Genomic DNA, 20,168 nt, shown 5'->3' with positions numbered 1-20,168 from the left:
GTTCGCTTCAGTGCGCGCCGAGTCCGCCGCCGCCGAACGACCCGCTGCTGCCCCGGCTCCAGCGCGGCCGTTTCTGCTCGGTGCTCGCTCTGGTCTGCATGTTGGTCAGCTCGTAGGGGGTGAGGGGGCGTCCGCCGTCCGGCGTCCGGGGCACCTCCTCGGGTTCCCGGTGCTCGCGGATCTCGCGCACCGCCCCGCCGGGCGGCAGGTGCGGCTGTTCCTCGGGGCGCGGCCGATCCGACTCACGCGACTTGATGCGAGCGCCCAGCCAGAAGCTCCCGCCCAGAACGATCACGAGGAGCACGGGGACCATGAACAGCCCGAGGCTGAGCAGACCGCTCGGGGCGGCCAGCTGCTGGCTTGCGGTAGTCATATCAGAAAAATACCCACGAAATGGACAGTGAACCGAAATCCCGGTTCCGGTTCCGAGCCGGTTCCGGTTCCCATCGGGTTCCGGGTCCTGGTTCCGGGGTTCTGGTTCGCCGGCGCCCCGGGCGCTCCGCCCCGGGCGCTCCGCCCCGGGCGCTCCGCCCCGGTCCGTGCCGTCCATGCGACCGCCGGCGGGCGGTTTGGCTCGGCGCACACCGGCTACCCGCTCAGATGTGACTTCGACGACATCCCAGCAGGAGCTCTTCCGGTTCCTGGAGGGCCGCTTCGCCTGCGCACAGGCGTGCACCGAGTGTGCGCAGGCCTGTGCGCTGCGCGCGAGCCTCGTGGACGCGGACGGAACCGACCGGCAGGCGCTGGTGCGCCGCAAGGGCATCATGTGCGCGGAGGTCTGTGACGCGACCTGCCGCGTACTGTCCGAGGAGAACCGGATGGACGAGGACGGCATCCGCGCCCAACTGGAGTGGTGTCGCACCGTCTGCCTGGAGTGCGCGCACGCCTTTGACGGACATCCCGGCGCCGAGGAGAGCGCGGCGGCCTGCCGTGCGTGCGCACAGGCCTGCACGGAGTTCATCCGGACGCTGTCCTGAACCGGTCGCGGCGTCGAGCCGAGCCGACCGCCCGTCCCGCGCCGCAGCGCCCGCCCGGACCGCCGCGCTCGCGGTGATCGACCGGAGCGGCATCGCTTTCCGCCGCCCCTGTGCGTTCCCAATTTCTGGAACACGTTCTACGGTGTGCGCCGTCAGGACACCGGCCTTGGGGAGCCAGGAGGCGCCGTGCACCTCGACCACACGCCCGAGCAACTACGGCTGCGCACGGAACTGCGCGCCTACTTCGCCGAGTTGGTGCCGGACAACGCCTATGCCCGGCACTCCGACCCGGTCGGCGCGAAGGTCTTCTACCGCGCCACCATCCGCCGCCTCGGCGCCGACGGCTGGCTCGGCGTCGGCTGGCCCGAGGAGTACGGCGGCCGAGGCCTGACCCCGATCGAGCAGTTCGTCTTCTTCGACGAGGCCGCCCAGGCCGGCGTACCGCTGCCCCTGATGGCGCTGAACACCGTCGGGCCGACGATCATGCGGTACGGCACCGACGAGCAGAAGGCGTACTTCCTGCCGAAGATCCTCGCCGGGGAGATCGACTTCGCCATCGGCTACAGCGAACCCGACGCGGGCACGGACCTGGCCGCCCTCCGGACGCGTGCGGTACGCGACGGCGACACGTACGTCGTCAACGGGCAGAAGATCTGGACGACCAACGGCGACACCGCCGACTGGGTGTGGCTCGCCGTGCGCACCGACCCCGCGGCCCCGCCGCACAAGGGCATCTCCATGCTCCTCGTGCCGACCGCCGACCCCGGCTACTCCTGCACCGTCATCCGCACGCTCGCCTCCCACGACACCACCGCCAGCTACTACGAGAACATCCGCGTCCCCGTATCCCGGCGCGTCGGCGCCGAGAACCAGGGCTGGCGACTGATCACCAACCAGCTCAACCACGAGCGCGTCACCCTCGCCGCGCACGGCACCATGGCCATCCGCGCCCTGCACGACGTGCAGCGCTGGGCGAGCGAGACCAAGCTCGCCGACGGCCGCCGGGTCATCGACCTGGCCTGGGTGCGCCGACGGCTGGCCCAGACCCATGTGAAGCTCGACGCCCTCAAGCTCCTCAACTGGCAGATGGTCGGAGCCCTGCAGAACGGCACCCTCACCCCACAGGACGCCTCCGCCGTGAAGGTCTACGGCTCCGAGGCCCGCCGCGACGCCTACGCCTGGCTGCTGGAGGTCGTCGCGGCGCCCGGCGCACTCCAGGAGGGCTCCGCGGGAGCGGTGCTCCACGGCGAGCTGGAACGCGGCTACCGCTCCGCCGTGATCTTCACCTTCGGCGGCGGCAACAACGAGATCCAGCGAGAGATCATCTCGTGGATCGGCCTGGGGATGCCCCGGGTACGGCGCTAGTCGACTTTTGGACCTCGATGTGCTGCGTCACGCAGCGATTGTGCAGTGTGCGACGGTCCCGAGGGGCGCCCGCCTGCCGCCCGGGGACGGGGTCAGTCGTGGGGGACGACGGCGACGGGGCAGCGGCCGTGATGGATGGCGGCCTGGGCGACCGGACCCAGGTGGTGTCCCGTACCGCGCCGGTGCGCGCGTCTGCCCACGACCAGCAGCGCCGCGCCCTCGGCGGCCTGCACGACGGCCTTGCCCGGACTCGCGAGCCGGATGTTTTCGACCACTTCCACCTGCGGGTACTTCTCCTGCCAGGGGCGCAGCTCGTCGCTCAGCGCCGTGCGCGCGTCTTTCGTCATCTCCTCGGTGACGGCGTGGTCGGCGCCCCACGGCATGCGCGCGTGGAGCGGCACGCTGCGGCTGTGGACGGCCACGAGGGGAGCACCCCGGGCCGCGGCGGTGTGGAAGGCGAAGTCGAGCAGCCCGTCCCCGGGCGTGTGCAGTTTCAGCGCCACGACCACGCGGGCCGGCGGTCCGGGAGCGCGTTCCTCGTCCGTCGGGTCCGAGCGGACGAGGACGACGGGCCGCTCGGCCCGTGCCACGACCGGCAAGCTGACATCGCCCATGAAGTAGCTCTCGACGGCCTCCATTCCCCGCGAACCGAGCACCATCATCTCGGCGTCCGCGGCCGCCTGGAGCAGGGCCTCGTGGGCGTCCTCGGCGACCAGGCTCCCGACGACGGTCAGACCGGGGTGGCGGGTCTGAAGCTCCGCCTGCGCGGTGTGGACCAGACGCTTCGCCCAGTAGTTCTGGTCGACCTCGGACGGCAGCCGGGCGGGTTCCGGCGCCAGGAGCGGCCAGGCGTGCAGCAGCCGCAGGGTCAGCCTGCGCTTCTCGGCCTCGTCGGCGGCCCAGCGGGCGGCGGCGAGGCTCGCGGGTGAGCCGTCGAGGCCCACGGTGACGACCGGTTGCATGGCAGCGGCCTCCCTCTCGTACGAAGCCGGATGCGCGACGGTGAGCGGGTGCGGTGGAGCCGGGGTGCGACATCGTCGGCATGCCGGGCGTGGGCGTTCTCTCCCTTCGAGGAGACCCCAGTTCCCTCCACGGCGCATGTGGACCGTGGGGACGGCCCGGTCCCCGCGGTGACCGGTCGGCTTCGGGAACAAAGGAGCCGGCGCTCTTCGTGCCGGCCGGCGATCCCTGGCACACTGCCGCCATGACGGGCGACCCGGGCTTGTTCACCCCGCGCAGCGTGACCTGGCAGATGCACGGCGATCCGATGATGTGGGTCGCAGGGATCCGCGCGCTCTACCTCCAGGCGCTGCACCCGCGCGCCGTGCGCGGCGTCACCCAGAATTCCGACTTCCGGCGCGACGCCTGGGGCCGGCTGATGCGCACCGCCGACTTCGTCGGCACCACGGCGTACGGCACCGCTGAGGCGGCCGAGAAGGCCGGCGCCCGCGTCCGCAAGATCCACCGCATGCTGTCCGCGACCGACCCGGAGACGGGGGAGCGGTACGGCGTGGACGAACCCGCCCTGCTGCTGTGGGTGCACTGCGCCGAGATCGACTCCTATCTGCACGTGCTGCGCCGCTCCGGCTACCCGCTCACCGACGCGGACGCCGACCGCTACCTGGCGGAGCACCGCGTCAGCGCCCGCCTGGTGGGCCTCGACCCGGAGACGGCGCCCGCCGACCGGTCGGAGATGGCGGCGTACTTCGACCGGACCCTCCCCGAGCTCGCCGCGGGAGCGGAGGCCCGCGAGGTCGACGACTTCCTGCGCCGTCCGCCCGTCCACCCCCTGCTCGTCCCGGCGCGCGCGGTGCTGTGGCGGCGCGTGGCGAACCTGGCGTACGCCTCGCTGCCGCCGTACGCCCACGCGTTGTACGGCAGACCGGCCCCCGCGCCCGCCGTCGTCACCCGCCGGTTGCGCGCCACGGGCGCCGCGCTGCGCTGCGTTCCCGCACGTCTGCGATGGCAGCTCCCGCCCAAACACATCCTGCGGGCGATGTCGAGACTGGGCCCCGAAAGCCGACCGGCACCGTACAAGGTGCGACGATAGGCCGCCATACTGAACCCTCTGGGGGAGGGCTGGAAGGCGACGGGGGCGGCACACCATGGCGGAGAGCAGGCTGATCCAGGGCCGGTACCGGCTGCTGGACCGGATCGGGCGCGGTGGGATGGGCGAGGTGTGGCGGGCCCGGGACGAGTCCCTCGGCCGGCAGGTCGCCGTGAAGTGCCTCAAACCGGCCGGCCCGCACCACGACCCGTCCTCGGGAAGCGTGCTGCGTGAGCGGTTCCGGCGCGAGGGCCGCGTGGCCGCCGCGCTCCAGCACCGCGGGGTGACGGTCGTCCACGACTTCGGCGACCACGACGGCGTCCTCTTCCTCGTCATGGAACTCCTCGACGGCCGCAACCTCTGCCAGCTGCTGGACGACGGCGAACGCCGGCCGCTGCCCGTGGCGGAGGTCGTCGACATCGCCGACCAGGTGGCCGCGGCCCTTGCCTACACCCACCGGCAGGGCGTCGTGCACCGCGACCTGAAGCCGGCGAACATCGTGCGCCTCGCCGACGGCACCGTGAAGATCTGCGACTTCGGCATCGCCCGTCTCAGCCACGACGTGGGCTTCACCTCCCGGCTCACCGGCACCGGCATCGCCATGGGCACCCCGCACTACATGTCCCCCGAGCAGATCGCGGGGGAGGAGGTCGACCGGCGCAGCGACCTGTACTCGCTGGGATGCGTGCTGTACGAGATCGCCACCGGCCGTCCGCCGTTCGACCTGGACGACCCCTGGGCGATCCTCGTCGGACACCGGGACACCCCGCCCCGGCCGCCGCGCGAGCACCGCGCCGACCTGCCGGCCCACCTCGACCGGATCATCCTCGACCTGCTCGCCAAGCAGCCCGACCAGCGCCCCCACGACGCCCGGGAGATCGTCCAGCGCATCGCCGACGCCCGCAGCACGCCGAGCAGCCTGCCCACGCCCGTGCCGCCGGGGCGGGAGTCGGGGTCGCAGACGTCCGCGGGGCATGTGGCGGACGGCGGCGCTCCCCGGCTGCCGTCCTGGACCCGCGGCATGACCGTCGGCCCCCCGGCCGTCGGCGCCGGACCGCGAGGAGGCACACGTACGGACACCGGCGCGTCCCTGACCGACGAGTGGATTCCCCGCCAGACCCTCGTGGCGGTCCCGACCCCGGACGGTGCGCCCGCCCCGTGAACCCGGGGCGCGCGCCTGCTGCGCAGGGTGCGCGCAGGCCGGTCGGTAGGGGCGGCCGGACGCCGGGGCCGGTACCCGCGGTCACGCCGGGGCCGGTTGCCGCTCCCAGCCCAGCTCCGAGTACGGCCGCCCGGCGCGGATCCCGGCGACGGCCGTGCGCGCGTAGGCGACCATCGGCTCCGGCAGCGCGTCCAGCGGCCACCAGTCCCAGCTCAGGCACTTGTCCGGCTCCAGCAGCCGCGGCTCGCCCTTCCAGCGCCGGGCCCGGAAGACGAGCTGCAGGCGCGGCCGCCCGGTGGGCGAGTCGACGACGTGCACGACATGCGCGAGCTCGACGTCCCCTGCCGCGATCTCCAGCCCGGCCTCCTCCCGGGCCTCGCGCACGAGACACGCCACCGCGGACTCCCGCTCGCAGTGGCCCGCCAGGAAGTGGTGCTTCAGGGGCGCGAAGGGCGAGTCCGGGTGGCGCAGACCGAGCAGGATCTCGCCGTCGCGCTCCAGGTAGAGGTGGGCGCCGACGGCGTTGAGGACGGTCTCCCGCACGGGCGGCTGCGGCTGCGGCCTCGGGGTGACGGGGGCCGCCTGGTGCCGGGCGATGACCTGCGCGGCGCCCGGCGCCATCGTCAGGTGCGCGGTGGTCGCCGCGTCGAAGAAGGCGAACATGATGCCCTCGGTGACGGGCAGCCGCGAGGGATCTCCGTCCCAGCCGCCCAGGAAGACCTGGATGCCGTCGACGACCGCGTACCGGGTCAGGCCCTCGAGGACCAGACCCGTCTCCTCCAGCAGTTCGCGGACGACGGCCTCCTCGAGCGTCTCGTCCCCCTCGCACGCGCCGCCCGGAAGCGACCACAGGCCCGCGTCACAGATCGGCTTGTGCGCGTCCCGCAGATGCAGGAGGTACTGGCCGCGCCGGTTGACCAGCAGGGCGGCGGAATTGCGCGGCTCGGCTCCGGACATTGCGGACGGCTGGGCGGTCATGGTCTCCCCCTGAATCCAACGTGCGTGCGCCTCGACGCACTTGAGGCCATGACGATCGTAGGGGAGCCGGCGCCGCCCAGGCCTGCCCTTCGCTCTCCGGCTCCGAAGACCCCGAGCGGCCCGCGCCGTCCCCTCTGGCCGACCTTGATCGGCTCGTGTTACGAAGAACCATGGCTGCACACGAGGCACACGAGGAGCACAAGAGGCACGAGGGAAACCAGGGGCACGACAGGACCCAGGGGGATCACGCTCACCGGGATCACCGGGGACGCCGCGTCCATGACGTCGTCATCGTCGGCGGCGGGCACAACGGTCTGGTCGCCGCCGCTTACCTGGCCCGGGCCGGACGGTCCGTGCTGGTGCTGGAGCGGCTGGACCACACCGGGGGCGCCGCCGTCTCCACCCGGCCGTTCGCCGGGGTGGACGCCCGGCTCTCGCGCTACTCCTACCTGGTCAGCCTGCTGCCGCAGAAGATCGTGCGGGACCTGGGGCTCCGCTTCCGCGTGCAGGGCCGCACGATCTCCTCGTACACCCCCGTGGAGCGCGACGGACGGGCCACCGGGCTGCTCGTGGGCGGCGGCGACCGGCGCACGCGGGAGGCGTTCGCGCGGCTGACCGGCGGTGAGCGCGAGTACGCGGCCTGGGAGCGTTTCTACGACATGACCGGACGGGTCGCCCAGCGGGTGTTCCCCACGCTCACCGAGCCGCTGCCCACCCGTGAGGAGCTGCGCCGCCGCGTCGACGACGAGGATGCCTGGCGGACCCTGTTCGAGGAGCCGATCGGCGTCGCCGTCGAGGAGCGCTTCCAGGACGACCTGGTGCGCGGCGTGGTCCTGACCGACGCCCTGATCGGCACCTTCGCCGACGCCCACGACCCCTCGCTCCAGCAGAACCGATGCTTCCTCTACCACGTGATCGGCGGCGGCACCGGCGCCTGGGACGTCCCCGTCGGCGGCATGGGCGCGCTCACCGACGCCCTGGCCGCCTCCGCACGCGACGCGGGCGCGGTCCTCGCCACCGACCACGAGGCGGTGCGGATCGACACGGACGGCCGTACGGCGGAGGTCGCCTACCGCACGGCCGACGGCGAGGGCGTCGCCGTGGCCCGGCACGTCCTGGTGAACGCCTCGCCGCAGGCCCTCGCGGCGCTCACCGGCGACGCGCCGCCGGCCCCCGCCGAGGGCGCCCAGCTCAAGGTGAACATGCTGCTCGAGCGGCTGCCGAGGCTGCGGGACAGCTCCGTCGACCCGCGTGAGGCGTTCGCCGGAACCTTCCACATCGCCGAGGGCTACCGGCAGTTGGCCGCCGCCCACGCCCAGGCCGCGGCCGGCGAGCTGCCCGCCGCCCCGCCTTCGGAGATCTACTGCCACTCCCTGACCGACCCGAGCATCCTCGGCCCGGACCTCGTCGAGCGGGGGTACCAGACGCTGACGCTGTTCGGCCTGCACACGCCCGCCCGGCTCTTCGCGCGGGACAACGACGCCGTGCGGGAGGAACTGCTGCGATCGACCCTCGCCCAGCTGGACGCCCACCTCGCCGAGCCCCTGGCGGACTGCCTGGCCACCGACGCCGACGGCCGCCCCTGCATCGAGGCACGGACCCCGCTCGACCTGGAACGCGACCTCGGCCTGCCCGGCGGCAACATCTTCCACCGCGACCTGAGCTGGCCCCACGCCCAGGAGGGGGCGGGCCGCTGGGGCGTGTCGACGCCGCACGCCAATGTGCTGCTGTGCGGGGCCGGCGCGGTGCGCGGCGGCGGCGTGAGCGGCGTGCCCGGGCACAACGCCGCCATGGCGGTGCTCGAAGAGCACGCCGGGGTCTGACGACGGGCATCCGACGACAGGCATCCGGCGGAAGGCATCCGGCGGAAGGTGTCCGCCGACAGGTGTCCGGCGGCAAGAATCTGACGGTCTATCAGAAAACCTCTTCCGTCGTCCGCGCCGCTGCGGCATCCTGCGCCCATGCAGACGGAGCTGAGCACACAACTGGGAGTCGAGCACGCCGTCTTCGGCTTCACGCCGTTCCCCGCCGTCGCCGCCGCCATCAGCCGCGCGGGCGGCTTCGGCGTGCTCGGCGCGGTCCGCTACACCGACCCCGACGACCTCAAACGGGACCTCGACTGGATCGAGGCGCACGTCGACGGCCGACCGTACGGACTGGACGTCGTCATGCCCGCCAAGAAGGTCGAGGGGGTGACCGAGGCCGACGTCGAGGCGATGATCCCCGAGGGGCACCGGCAGTTCGTGCGCGACACCCTCGCCACCTACGGGGTGCCCGAGCTTGCCGAGGGCGAGGCCTCCGGGTGGCGGATCACCGGCTGGATGGAACAGGTCGCCCGCAGCCAGCTCGACGTCGCCTTCGACTACCCGATCCGGCTGCTGGCCAACGCCCTCGGCTCACCGCCGGCCGACGTCGTCGCCCGCGCCCACGAGCGGGGCGTCCTCGTCGCCGCCCTCGCAGGCAGCGCCCGGCACGCCCGCAAGCACAAGGACGCCGGCATCGACATCGTCGTCGCCCAGGGCTACGAGGCGGGCGGTCACACCGGCGAGATCGCCTCCATGGTGCTCACCCCGGAGGCCGTCGACGCCGTCGCCCCGCTGCCGGTCCTCGCCGCCGGCGGCATCGGCAGCGGACGGCAGATCGCCGCCGCCCTCGCGCTGGGCGCTCAAGGCGTCTGGCTGGGGTCGCTCTGGCTGACCACCGCCGAGGCCGACCTGCACTCGCCCGCCCTCACCCGCAAACTCCTCGCGGCGGGCTCCGGCGACACGGTCCGCTCCCGCGCGCTGACCGGCAAACCCGCCCGCCAGCTGCGCACCGAGTGGACCGACGCCTGGGACGCCCCCGGCGGGCCCGGCACCCTCCCGATGCCCCTGCAGGGCCTGCTCGTCGCCGAGGCCGTCTCCCGCATCCAGAAGTACGAGGTCGACCCCCTGCTCGGCACGCCGGTCGGCCAGATCGTCGGCCGGATGAACGAGGTCCGCAGCGTGCAGGAGCTCTTCGACGACCTCACCCGCGGCTTCGAACAAGCCGTCGACCGCGTCAACCGCATCGCCGGAAGGAGCGGCCAGTGACCAGCACAAGCACACCCCCCGTCGGATTCTGGGCCCAGGCGACCCGGGACCCCGACCGCGTCGTCCTGATCGTCTCGGACGGCGAGGAATGGACCGCCGGACGCCTGCACGCCGCCGCCAACCGGCTCGTGCACGGTCTGCGCGCCGCCGGACTGGAACGCGGCGACGCCTTCGCCGTGGTCCTGCCCAACTCGGCCGAGTTCTTCACCGCCCATCTCGCCGCCAGCCAGGCCGGCTTCTACCTGGTCCCGGTCAACCACCATCTGACGGGCCCCGAGATCGCCTGGATCGTCTCCGACTCCGGCGCAAAGGTGCTGCTGGCCCACGAGCGGTTCGCCGAGCAGGCCCGCCGCGCCGCCGACGAGGCCGTGCTGCCCGCCGGCCGGCGGTACGCCGTCGGCGAGATCGACGGCTTCCGGCCGTACGCCGAACTCCTCGCCGGACAGCCCGACTCGCCGCCCGCCGACCGCACCCTCGGGTGGGTCATGAACTACACCTCGGGTACGACGGGCCGTCCGCGCGGCATCCGACGCCCGCTGCCCGGCAAACCGCCCGAGGAGGCGTACCTGGGGGGCTTCCTCGGCATCTTCGGCATCAAACCCTTCGACGACAACGTGCACCTCGTCTGCTCGCCGCTCTACCACACGGCGGTGCTCCAGTTCGCGGGCGCGTCCCTGCACATCGGCCACCGTCTGGTCCTGATGGACAAGTGGACGCCCGAGGAGATGCTCCGGCTGATCGACGGCCACCGCTGCACCCACACACACATGGTCCCCACCCAGTTCCACCGGCTGCTCGCCCTCCCCGACGAGGTGCGGGCGCGCTACGACGTGTCGTCCATGCGGCACGCCATCCACGGCGCCGCACCCTGCCCCGACCATGTGAAACGGGCGATGATCGACTGGTGGGGCCACTGCGTCGAGGAGTACTACGCGGCAAGCGAGGGTGGCGGCGCGTTCGCCACGGCCGAGGACTGGCTGAAGAAGCCCGGCACGGTCGGCAAGGCGTGGCCGATCAGCGAGCTGGCGGTCTTCGACGACGCGGGCGACCGGCTGCCGGCCGGTGAACTCGGCACCGTGTACATGAAGATGACGACGGGCGGCTTCGCCTACCACAAGGACGAGGACAAGACGCGGAAGAACCGCATCGGCGACTTCTTCACCGTCGGCGACCTCGGCGTGCTCGACGAGGACGGCTACCTGTTCCTCCGCGACCGCAAGATCGACATGATCATCTCCGGCGGCGTCAACATCTACCCCGCCGAGATCGAGTCCGCCCTGCTCGCCCACCCGGCCGTCGCCGACGCGGCCGTCTTCGGCATCCCGCACGACGACTGGGGCGAGCAGGTCAAGGCCGTCGTCGAACCGGCGTCCGGCCACGAGCCCGGACCCGCCCTCGCCGCCGCCCTCCTCGACCACTGCGCCGACCGGCTGGCCGGCTACAAGCGGCCCAGGAGCGTCGACTTCATCATCGAGATGCCCCGCGACCCCAACGGCAAGCTGTACAAGCGCCGGCTGCGGGAACCGTACTGGGAGGGCCGGACCCGCCCCATGTGAGCGTGCCCGGCCGTGCCACGCGACCGCCCTCGGCGGCGGACCGCCCCCGTCACGGCGACTTGACCTGCCCCGGCCGCCGCCAGAGGATCATGAGTCATGACGACGCCCGGACACGGCAGCACGGTCGACGGGGTGCTGCGGCGCAGCGCCCGCCGCACCCCGGCGCGCGTCGCGATCGAGTACCGCGACCGCACCTGGACCTACGAGGAACTCGACGACGCCGTCTCGCGCGCGGCGAACGTCCTGCTCGGCGCCGGCCTCGCCCCCGGCGACCGGGTCGGCGCCTACGGCCACAACTCCGACGCCTACCTCATCGCGTTCCTCGCCTGCGCCCGCGCCGGCCTGGTCCACGTCCCCGTGAACCAGAACCTCACCGGCGACGACCTGGCGTACATCGTGCGCCAGTCGGGCAGCACGCTGGTCCTCGCCGACCCCGACCTCGCGGCCCGGCTCCCCGCCGGCGTCCGCACGTCGGCCCTGCGCGACGCCGAGGACTCGCTGCTCGCCCTGCTGCCCTCGGCCGCCCCGTACGACGGCCCCGAGCCGCGCCCCGAGGACCTGGTGCAGCTGCTCTACACCTCGGGCACGACGGCCCTGCCCAAGGGCGCGATGATGACGCACCGGGCCCTGGTGCACGAGTACCTGAGCGCCATCGCCGCCCTCGACCTGAGCGCCGGCGACCGTCCCGCGCACTCCCTGCCGCTGTACCACTCGGCGCAGATGCACGTCTTCCTGCTGCCCTACCTCGCCGTCGGCGCGACGAACCTCGTCCTGGACGCCCCCGACGGCGACCGCCTCCTCGACCTGATCGAGGCGGACCGCGTCGACAGCCTGTTCGCCCCGCCGACCGTGTGGATCGCCCTGGCGGGCCGCCCGGACTTCGGCGAACGGGACCTCGGCGGACTGCGCAAGGCGTACTACGGCGCGTCGGTCATGCCGGTGCCCGTGCTGGAGCGGCTGCGCGAACGCCTGCCGAAGCTCGGTTTCTACAACTGCTTCGGGCAGAGCGAGATCGGTCCGCTCGCCACCGTCCTCGCGCCCGACGAGCACAAGGGGCGGATGGACTCCTGCGGGCGCACGGTGCTGTTCGTGGACGCCAGGGTCGTCGACGAGGACGGCGCGGACGTCCCCGACGGCACGCCCGGCGAGATCGTCTACCGCTCCCCGCAGCTGTGCGAGGGCTACTGGGACAAGCCCGAGGAGAGCGCCGCGGCCTTCCGCGACGGCTGGTTCCGCTCCGGCGACCTCGCCGTGCGCGACGCCCACGGCTACTTCACGATCGTGGACCGGGTGAAGGACGTCATCAACACCGGTGGCGTGCTGGTCGCCTCCCGCCAGGTCGAGGACGCGCTGTACGCGCACGACGCCGTCGCGGAGGCCGCCGTGATCGGGCTGCCCGACGAGAGGTGGATCGAGGCGGTGACCGCGGTGGTGGTCGCGCGCGGCGAGGTGACCGAGCAGGAGCTCATCACACACGCCCGCGAGAAGCTCCCGTCGTTCAAGGCCCCCAAGCGGGTGCTCTTCGTCGACGAACTCCCGCGCAACGCCAGCGGGAAGATCCTCAAACGGGAACTGCGCGAGCGGTTCGGCTCGTGACCCTCGCGGACCTCGTGAGCCTCGCCGATCTCGTCACTCCCGGGGCCGCAGGTCCACGATCCGCCTGATCTTGCCCACCGACCGCTCCAGCGACTCGGGGTCGACGATCTCCACGGCGGCGGACACGCCGATGCCGTCCTTCACCGCCGCCGCGATGGCCCGGGCGGCCGTGTCGCGGTCGGCGGGCGCGGCGTCGCGGCGGGCCTCCGCGCGGATGGTGAGGGCGTCGAGGCGGCCCTCCCGGGTCAGCCGGAGCTGGAAGTGGGGTGCCACCGCCGGGGTGCGCAGCACGATCTCCTCGATCTGGGTGGGGAAGAGGTTCACTCCGCGCAGGATGACCATGTCGTCGCTGCGGCCGGTCACCTTCGCCATGCGGCGGAAGACGCGGGCCGTGCCCGGCAGCAGCCGGGTCAGGTCCCGGGTGCGGTAGCGGACGACCGGCATGGCCTCCTTGGTGAGCGAGGTGAACACCAGCTCGCCCTCCTCGCCGTCCGGCAGGACCTCCCCCGTGATCGGGTCGACCACCTCGGGATAGAAGTGGTCCTCCCAGATGTGCAGCCCGTCCTTGGTCTCCACGCACTCCTGAGCCACCCCCGGACCGATCACCTCCGACAGGCCGTATACGTCGACCGCGTCGATCGCGAACCGTTGCTCGATCTCCTGCCGCATCCGCTCGGTCCAGGGCTCGGCGCCGAAGATCCCCACCCGCAGCGAGGTGGCGCGCGGGTCGACGCCCTGCCGCTCGAACTCGTCCAGCAGGGTCAGCATGTAGGACGGGGTCACCATGATGACCCGGGGCTCGAGGTCCTGGATCAGCTGGACCTGACGGGAGGTCATTCCGCCGGACGCCGGGATCACCGTACAGCCGAGGCGTTCGGCGCCGTAGTGCGCGCCGAGGCCGCCGGTGAACAGGCCGTAGCCGTACGCCACATGGACCGTGTCGCCCGGCCTGCCGCCCGCGGCGCGGATCGAACGGGCCACCAGGTCCGCCCACAGGGACAGGTCGGCGTCCGTGTAGCCGACGACCGTCGGCCGGCCGGTGGTGCCGCTGGAGGCGTGGATGCGGCGGACGCGCTCCCGGGGGACGGCGAATATCCCGTACGGGTAGTGCGCCCGCAGGTCGGCCTTGCCGGTGAAGGGGAACCGGGCCAGGTCGCCGAGCTCGCGGCAGTCGTCAGGGTGGACGCCGGCCTTGTCGAAGGCCTCGCGGTAGAAGGGCACGCCGGCGTACGCGTGACGCAACGAGGCGCGCAGGCGCTCCAGTTGCCGTGCGCGCAGCGCGTCCTCGCTGAGACGCTCGCCCTCGTCCAGCGTGTTCCTCGCGTCCGCCATCTAGGCTCTCCCTCACCCGAATCATGCCAACACGGGCGACCGATCATTCGGTCGATCTTCCTCGGGATCAGTAATCCAGGCCCGAGGCCGTCAGGCAAGGGTTCGGCTGCGGGTTTCGCCCGCAGATCGCGATCAGGAGTTCTGCGCCACCGCCGCCTCGCGTGCCCACCGGTAGTCCGCCTTGCCGCTCGGGGAGCGGCGTATGGACTCGGCGAGCACCAGTTGGCGCGGGATCTTGTAGCCGGCCAGCCGGGTGCGGCAGTGACGCTGGATCTCCTCCAGGGACAGCGGCGGGGCGCCCCGGCGCACCTGGACCACCGCCGCCACATGGGCGCCCCACCGCGCGTCAGGCACCCCGGCCACCAGGACGTCGTACACGTCGGGATGCGCCTTCAGCGCCTGCTCGACCTCCTCGGGGTACACCTTCTCGCCGCCGGTGTTGATGCACTGCGAACCGCGCCCGAGGACGACGACCACGCCCTCCTCGTCGACGGTGGCCATGTCGCCGAGCAGGACCCAGCGCTCCCCGTCCTTCTCGAAGAAGGTCTCGGCGGTCTTCGCCGGGTCGTTGTAGTAGCCGAGGGGGACATGGCCGCACTGGGCGACCCGGCCGACGTCGCCCGGCGCGATCAGTTCCTTCGTGGTCGGATCGACCACCCGGGTACGGGAGTTGACCCGGACCCGGAACCCCCGCTCGGGGCCGGAGTCCTCGGTGGCCGTGCCGTTGAAGCCGGACTCCGAGGAGCCGAAGTTGTTCAGCAGCATCGCGTTCGGCATCAGCTCCCGGAACTGCCGGCGGACCGTGTCCGACATGATGGCCCCGGACGAGGAGACGCTGAACACCGACGAGCAGTCAGTGCCCCGCATCGGGCCGTCGAGCGCGTCGATCAGCGGGCGCAGCATCGCGTCACCGACCAGGGAGATGGCGTTGACCTTCTCCTTCGCGATGGTCCGCAACACCTCCTCGGGTACGAACTTGCGGTGCAGCACGACCCGTTGGCCGAAGTTGAAGCCGATGAACGCGGTGAGTGTCGATGTGCCGTGCATCAGCGGGGGAGTGGGGAAGAAGGTGATCCCAAAGCCGCCCGCGGCGACCCGCTCGGCGAGCTCCTCCGGCTTCTTCACCGGCTCCCCGGTCGGCGCCCCGCCCCCCAGCCCGGCGAAGAACAGGTCCTCCTGACGCCACATGACACCCTTGGGCATACCGGTCGTGCCGCCCGTGTAGATGATGAACTGGTCGTCCCCCGAGCGGGCCGGGAACCCACGCTCCGGGGATCCGCCCGCCTCGGCGTCCGCGAAGGAGGCGATCTCCGCGAAGGGGACGTTGCCCTCGCCCGCCGGCCCGACCCGTATCAGGTGCCGCAGCGCCGGAGCCTGCGGCAGCGCGGCCGCCACGCGGTCGGTGAACTCCGCCTCGAAGACGAGGGCGACCAGGTCGGCGTCCCGGTAGAGATAGACCAGCTCCTCCTCGACGTAACGGTAGTTGACGTTGACCGGCACGATCCGGGCCTTGAGGCAGCCCAGCACCGTCTGCAGGTACTCGACGCCGTTGTACAGGTGCAGACCGAGGTGCTCGCCGGGGCGGATCCCGCTGTCGAGGAGGTGGTGGCCGATGCGGTTGGCCGCGGCGTCCAGCTCCGCGTATGTCAGACGGCGTTCCGCGCCCGAGCCCGGGTGGTCCACGTGGACGAGCGCCTCCCGGTCCGCCGCCACGTCGACGACCGACTCGAACAGGTCGGCAAGGTTGTACTCCACCGTTCCTCCTGACCTCAGGACGGCCTGGCTCCCAGACGGTTCGCCGGTCATCAGAGCAAAGGGCACGGCAAGTGGGAAGGGCTCCGGACAAGAAATCTGACTGTCTGTCAGAAAACCCTTGAACTGCCATCACGCCTCCTGCAACCTGTTCTCGTTCTTTCCGAGGGGAGATCTGCGATGGGCGGTACCGAACACCTCACCGTGCGGCGCGAGGGCGCCACACTGGTGCTCACGCTCAACAGGCCAAAGGCCAGGAACGCGCTCTCGATCGCCATGCTCGTCGGCCTGTACGACGGCTGGCTCGAGGCCGACGCGGACGACTCCGTCCGCTCGATCGTCCTCACCGGCGCCGGCGGATCCTTCTGCGCCGGCATGGACCTCAAGGCGCTCGCCGGCCAGGGCATGCAGGGCGAGCAGCACCGCGACCGGCTCAAGGCCGACCCGGACCTGCACTGGAAGGCGATGCTGCGCCACCACCGCCCCCGCAAACCGGTGATCGCCGCCGTCGAGGGCCACTGCGTGGCGGGCGGCACCGAGATGCTCCAGGGCACCGACATCCGCGTCGCGGGGGAGTCCGCCACCTTCGGCCTCTTCGAGGTCAGGCGCGGCCTGTTCCCGATCGGCGGTTCCACGGTCCGCCTGCCACGCCAGATCCCACGCACCCACGCCCTGGAGATGCTGCTCACCGGACGGCCCTACAGCGCACAGGAGGCCGCCGCCGTCGGGCTGATCGGGCACGTCGTCCCCGACGGCGCCGCCCTGGACCGGGCCCTGGAGATCGCCGAACGCGTCAACGCCTGCGCCCCGCTCGCCGTGGAGGCCGTGAAGGCGTCCGTGTACGAGGCCGCCGAGCTGACCGAGGCCGACGGCCTGACCGCCGAACTGGCCCGTGGCTGGCCGGTGTTCGACACGGACGACGCGAAGGAAGGCGCCCGCGCCTTCGCGGAGAAACGGCCGCCTGTCTACCGACGCGCGTGACGCTCCGCCGGGCGGGTGGGCGGTAAGCGCAGTTCGCCATACTGCGGGTCCGTTGTGGCCGGTCGCGCAGTTCCCCGCGCCCCTTTCGGGGCGCTCCCGCTGACGTCGGCTCTCCTAGGAGGCAGCTCCGATGCCCGAAGTCCTCAAAGCGCCCCTCGTCGTCGAGTTTCCGTTCACCCGGTCCCTCGGGCCCGTCCAGAGCGCCTTCCTCACCGGCCTGCGCGAGCGGATCGTCCTCGGGGTGAAGACCACCGACGGCCGCACCCTCGTGCCGCCCGTCGAGTACGACCCCGTCACCGCCGACGACCTGCGTGACCTGGTCGAGGTCGCCGCCACCGGCACCGTCACCACCTGGGCCTGGAACCACGCACCCCGCCGCGGCCAACCCCTCGACACCCCGTTCGCCTGGGTCCTGGTCCGGCTCGACGGCGCCGACACCGCCCTCCTGCACGCCCTCGACGTCCCCGGCCCCGACGCCGTCCGCACCGGAACGCGGGTCCGCATCCGCTGGGCGGAGGAACGCACCGGGGCCATCACCGACATCGCCTGCTTCGAGCCGCACGACGGCGATCCGGCCGAACCCACCGGCAGCACCGGCGAGTTCGCGGACCCGGTCACCGGCATCGTCGCCCCCGCCCGCCTCGACTACAGCTACTCGCCCGGCCGCGCCCAGTCCGCCTACATCGAGGAGCTCTCCACCCGGCGCACGGTGGGCGAACGCTGCCCGTCCTGCCACAAGGTGTACGTCCCGCCGCGCGGCGCCTGCCCCACCTGCGGCGTCCCGACCGCCGAGCAGGTCGAGGTCGGACCACGCGGGACCGTCACCACCTTCTGCATCGTCAACATCAAGGCGAAGAACCTCGACATCGAAGTCCCCTACGTCTACGCCCACATCGCCCTCGACGGCGCCGGCCTCGCCCTGCACGGCCGCATCGGCGGCATCCCCTACGACCAGGTGCGCATGGGCCTGCGCGTCGAACCCGTGTGGACGGACGGCGCCCGCTACCCCGACCACTACCGGCCGACCGGCGAACCCGACGCGGACTACGACGCCTACAAGGAGCTGCTGTGACCGGCGAGGAAACCCCGGGCGCCCGCGACATCGCGGTCGTGGCCTTCGCACAGACCGACGTCCTGCGCACCACCGACGAGCTCTCCGAGGTCGAGATGCTCATGCCGGTCCTGCACAGCGTCCTCGACCGGACCGGCCTGAAGACCGCCGACATCGGCTTCACCTGCTCCGGCTCCAGCGACTACCTCGCCGGCCGCGCCTTCTCCTTCACCCTCGCCCTCGACGGCGTCGGCGCCTGGCCGCCCATCTCCGAGTCGCACGTCGAAATGGACGGCGCCTGGGCCCTGTACGAGGCGTGGACCAAGCTCCTCACCGGCGACGCCGACACCGCGCTCGTGTACTCCTACGGCAAGTCCTCGCCCGGCTCCCTGCGCGACGTCCTCACCCGCCAGCTCGACCCGTACTACGTCGCCCCCCTGTGGCCCGACTCCGTCGCACTCGCCGCGCTCCAGGCACAGGCCCTGATCGACGCGGGCCAGGCGGACGAGAGCGCCCTCGCCGCGGTCGGCGCCCGCAGCCGACGCGTCGCGACTCTCAACTCCCACGCCCAGCTGCGCGGCACCGTCCCCCAGGGCGACTACGCGGTGCGGCCGCTGCGCACCGGCGACTGCCCGCCCGTCGGCGACGGGGCCGCCGCCGTGATCCTCGCGGCGGGGGAGCGGGCCCGCGACCTGTGCTCCCGGCCCGCGTGGATCCGGGGCATCGACCACCGCATCGAGGCCCACTCGCTCGGCGTGCGCGACCTCACCGACTCGCCCTCCACCCGCCTCGCCGCCGAGAAGGCCGGAGCCTTCGAACGGCCCGTCGACACCGCCGAACTGCACGCCCCGTTCAGCGCGCAGGAGATCGTCCTGCGCAAGGCGCTGCGGCTGGACGACAGCGTGCGGGTGAACCTCTCCGGCGGCGCCCTCGCCGCCAACCCGATGATGGCCGCCGGCCTCATCCGCCTCGGCGAGGCCGCCGCCCGCATCCACCGGGGCGAGTCCGACCGGGCCCTCGGCCACGCCACGTCCGGCCCGTGTCTGCAGCAGAACCTGGTCGCCGTACTCGAAGGGGATGCGCGATGAGCAAGGAGCCCGTGGCCGTCGTCGGGATCGGCCAGACCAAGCACGTCGCCGCCCGGCGGGACGTCTCGATCGCCGGGCTGGTCCGCGAGGCCGCCCGCCGCGCCCTCGACGACGCCGAGCTGACCTGGGTCGACGTCGACGCCGTCGTCATCGGCAAGGCCCCCGACTTCTTCGAGGGCGTCATGATGCCCGAGCTGTACCTCGCCGACGCGCTCGGCGCGGTCGGCAAACCCATGCTGCGCGTGCACACGGCCGGTTCGGTCGGCGGTTCGACGGCGCTGGTCGCCGCCAATCTCGTCGCCGCCCGCGTCCACGGCACCGTCCTCACCCTCGCCTTCGAGAAGCAGTCCGAGTCCAACGCCATGTGGGGGCTGTCCCTGCCCGTCCCCTTCCAGCAGCCCCTGCTCGCCGGGGCGGGCGGGTTCTTCGCCCCGCACGTGCGCGCCTACATGCGCCGCAGCGGCGCGCCCGACACCGTCGGCTCCCTGGTCGCGTACAAGGACCGCCGCAACGCGCTGAAGAACCCCTACGCACACCTCCACGAGCACGACATCACCCTGGAGAAGGTCCGGGCCTCGCCGATGCTGTGGGACCCGATCCGCTACTCGGAGACCTGCCCCTCCTCCGACGGGGCCTGCGCGATGGTCCTCACCGACCGGGCCGGAGCCGCCCGCGCACCGCGCCCGCCCGCCTGGATGCTCGGCGGGGCGATGCGCAGCGAACCCACCCTCTTCGCCGGCAAGGACGCCGTCTCGCCGCAGGCCGGCAAGGACTGCGCCGCGGACGTCTACCGCCAGGCCGGGATCGGCGACCCGCGCCGGGACATCGACGCCGTCGAGATGTACGTGCCGTTCTCCTGGTACGAGCCCATGTGGCTGGAGAACCTCGGCTTCGCCGACGAGGGCGAGGGCTGGAAGCTCACCGAGGCCGGCGTCACCGAACTCGACGGCGACCTGCCCGTCAACATGTCGGGCGGTGTCCTGTCCACCAACCCGATCGGCGCCTCCGGCATGATCCGCTTCGCGGAGGCGGCGCTCCAGGTGCGCGGCCAGGCCGGCGAACACCAGGTGGAACGGGCCCGCCGGGTTCTCGGGCACGCCTACGGCGGCGGCTCGCAGTTCTTCTCGATGTGGCTCGTGGGAGCGCGACCGCCGGAGTCCTGAAAGGACCCCTCCACGTGCTCTGTCGGCGTCCGGAACCGGTCGCTAGGCT

Annotated in this window: 16 protein-coding genes and 1 pseudogene; 12 read left to right on the top strand and 5 right to left on the bottom strand. The window is 72.5% G+C overall.

The annotated features are described in order from the left end of the window. Positions 1 to 7 precede the first annotated feature (7 nt). The gene (locus tag QA802_RS02615; protein WP_334517821.1) at positions 8 to 373 is read right to left on the bottom strand and encodes a DUF6479 family protein; all 366 of its coding nucleotides are present in this window, start codon (positions 371 to 373) and stop codon (positions 8 to 10) included. Positions 374 to 602: 229 nt separating this feature from the next. Between QA802_RS02615 and QA802_RS02610 the strand changes: the two genes are divergently transcribed. After that, entirely contained in the window at positions 603 to 977 is a 375-nt protein-coding gene (locus QA802_RS02610; protein ID WP_334517820.1) for a four-helix bundle copper-binding protein, read from the top strand. 186 nt (positions 978 to 1,163) lie between these two features. Next, the gene (locus QA802_RS02605; RefSeq protein WP_334517819.1) at positions 1,164 to 2,342 is read left to right on the top strand and encodes an acyl-CoA dehydrogenase family protein; all 1,179 of its coding nucleotides are present in this window, start codon (positions 1,164 to 1,166) and stop codon (positions 2,340 to 2,342) included. Between the two features lie 92 nt (positions 2,343 to 2,434). Here QA802_RS02605 and QA802_RS02600 read toward each other — a convergent pair whose 3' ends face one another. Continuing rightward, positions 2,435 to 3,304, bottom strand: coding sequence for a universal stress protein (locus tag QA802_RS02600; protein WP_334517818.1), 870 nt, complete (start codon positions 3,302 to 3,304; stop codon positions 2,435 to 2,437). A gap of 242 nt (positions 3,305 to 3,546) precedes the next feature. Between QA802_RS02600 and QA802_RS02595 the strand changes: the two genes are divergently transcribed. Together QA802_RS02595 and QA802_RS02590 are read left to right on the top strand one after the other, a co-directional pair. Then, the gene (locus tag QA802_RS02595; RefSeq protein ID WP_334517817.1) at positions 3,547 to 4,392 is read left to right on the top strand and encodes an oxygenase MpaB family protein; all 846 of its coding nucleotides are present in this window, start codon (positions 3,547 to 3,549) and stop codon (positions 4,390 to 4,392) included. Positions 4,393 to 4,447: 55 nt separating this feature from the next. Then, positions 4,448 to 5,548 (top strand): annotated as a pseudogene (locus QA802_RS02590) (serine/threonine-protein kinase); the annotation flags it as partial. 84 nt (positions 5,549 to 5,632) lie between these two features. Here QA802_RS02590 and QA802_RS02585 read toward each other — a convergent pair. Beyond that, positions 5,633 to 6,529 (bottom strand): NUDIX hydrolase, encoded by an 897-nt coding sequence (locus QA802_RS02585; RefSeq protein WP_334517815.1) that lies wholly within the window; start codon positions 6,527 to 6,529, stop codon positions 5,633 to 5,635. Between the two features lie 170 nt (positions 6,530 to 6,699). On the opposite strand from QA802_RS02585, the gene QA802_RS02580 reads away from it, so the two are divergent. From QA802_RS02580 to QA802_RS02565, 4 genes are all read left to right on the top strand, one after another. Continuing rightward, the gene (locus QA802_RS02580; protein ID WP_334517814.1) at positions 6,700 to 8,352 is read left to right on the top strand and encodes a phytoene desaturase family protein; all 1,653 of its coding nucleotides are present in this window, start codon (positions 6,700 to 6,702) and stop codon (positions 8,350 to 8,352) included. Between the two features lie 138 nt (positions 8,353 to 8,490). Beyond that, entirely contained in the window at positions 8,491 to 9,600 is a 1,110-nt protein-coding gene (locus tag QA802_RS02575; RefSeq protein WP_334517812.1) for an NAD(P)H-dependent flavin oxidoreductase, read from the top strand. After that, positions 9,597 to 11,156, top strand: a complete 1,560-nt coding sequence (locus QA802_RS02570; protein ID WP_334517810.1) for an acyl-CoA synthetase — start codon at positions 9,597 to 9,599, stop codon at positions 11,154 to 11,156. The genes QA802_RS02575 and QA802_RS02570 overlap by 4 nt, the downstream gene beginning before the upstream one ends. Before the next feature lie 96 nt (positions 11,157 to 11,252). Further along, entirely contained in the window at positions 11,253 to 12,752 is a 1,500-nt protein-coding gene (locus QA802_RS02565; RefSeq protein WP_334517808.1) for an acyl-CoA synthetase, read from the top strand. A gap of 33 nt (positions 12,753 to 12,785) precedes the next feature. Here QA802_RS02565 and paaK read toward each other — a convergent pair whose 3' ends face one another. After that, positions 12,786 to 14,084 carry a phenylacetate--CoA ligase PaaK gene (gene paaK / locus QA802_RS02560; protein WP_334517806.1) on the bottom strand — a complete coding sequence of 433 codons (1,299 nt, stop codon included), beginning with the start codon at positions 14,082 to 14,084 and terminating at the stop codon, positions 12,786 to 12,788. Positions 14,085 to 14,216: 132 nt separating this feature from the next. Further along, on the bottom strand, positions 14,217 to 15,839 hold the full coding sequence (locus tag QA802_RS02555) for an acyl-CoA synthetase (protein WP_334517804.1): 1,623 nt from the start codon (positions 15,837 to 15,839) through the stop codon (positions 14,217 to 14,219). A 177-nt stretch (positions 15,840 to 16,016) separates the two neighbouring features. Here QA802_RS02555 and QA802_RS02550 point away from each other — a divergent pair, with 177 nt between their 5' ends. The 4 genes from QA802_RS02550 (at position 16,017) to QA802_RS02535 (ending at position 20,119) form a co-directional block, all read left to right on the top strand. Next, positions 16,017 to 16,817 (top strand): crotonase/enoyl-CoA hydratase family protein, encoded by an 801-nt coding sequence (locus tag QA802_RS02550; RefSeq protein WP_334517803.1) that lies wholly within the window; start codon positions 16,017 to 16,019, stop codon positions 16,815 to 16,817. 130 nt (positions 16,818 to 16,947) lie between these two features. Continuing rightward, on the top strand, positions 16,948 to 17,889 hold the full coding sequence (locus QA802_RS02545; protein ID WP_334517801.1) for a Zn-ribbon domain-containing OB-fold protein: 942 nt from the start codon (positions 16,948 to 16,950) through the stop codon (positions 17,887 to 17,889). Further along, positions 17,886 to 18,956, top strand: coding sequence for a thiolase family protein (locus tag QA802_RS02540; RefSeq protein WP_334517799.1), 1,071 nt, complete (start codon positions 17,886 to 17,888; stop codon positions 18,954 to 18,956). The genes QA802_RS02545 and QA802_RS02540 overlap by 4 nt, the downstream gene beginning before the upstream one ends. After that, positions 18,953 to 20,119, top strand: a complete 1,167-nt coding sequence (locus QA802_RS02535) for a thiolase family protein (RefSeq protein ID WP_334517797.1) — start codon at positions 18,953 to 18,955, stop codon at positions 20,117 to 20,119. The genes QA802_RS02540 and QA802_RS02535 overlap by 4 nt, the downstream gene beginning before the upstream one ends. The last annotated feature ends 49 nt before the right edge of the window (positions 20,120 to 20,168 follow it).

It is taken from the genome of Streptomyces sp. B21-105 (assembly GCF_036898465.1).
GTDB lineage: Bacteria > Actinomycetota > Actinomycetes > Streptomycetales > Streptomycetaceae > Streptomyces.
This window is presented reverse-complemented; position numbering and strand designations above follow the sequence as displayed.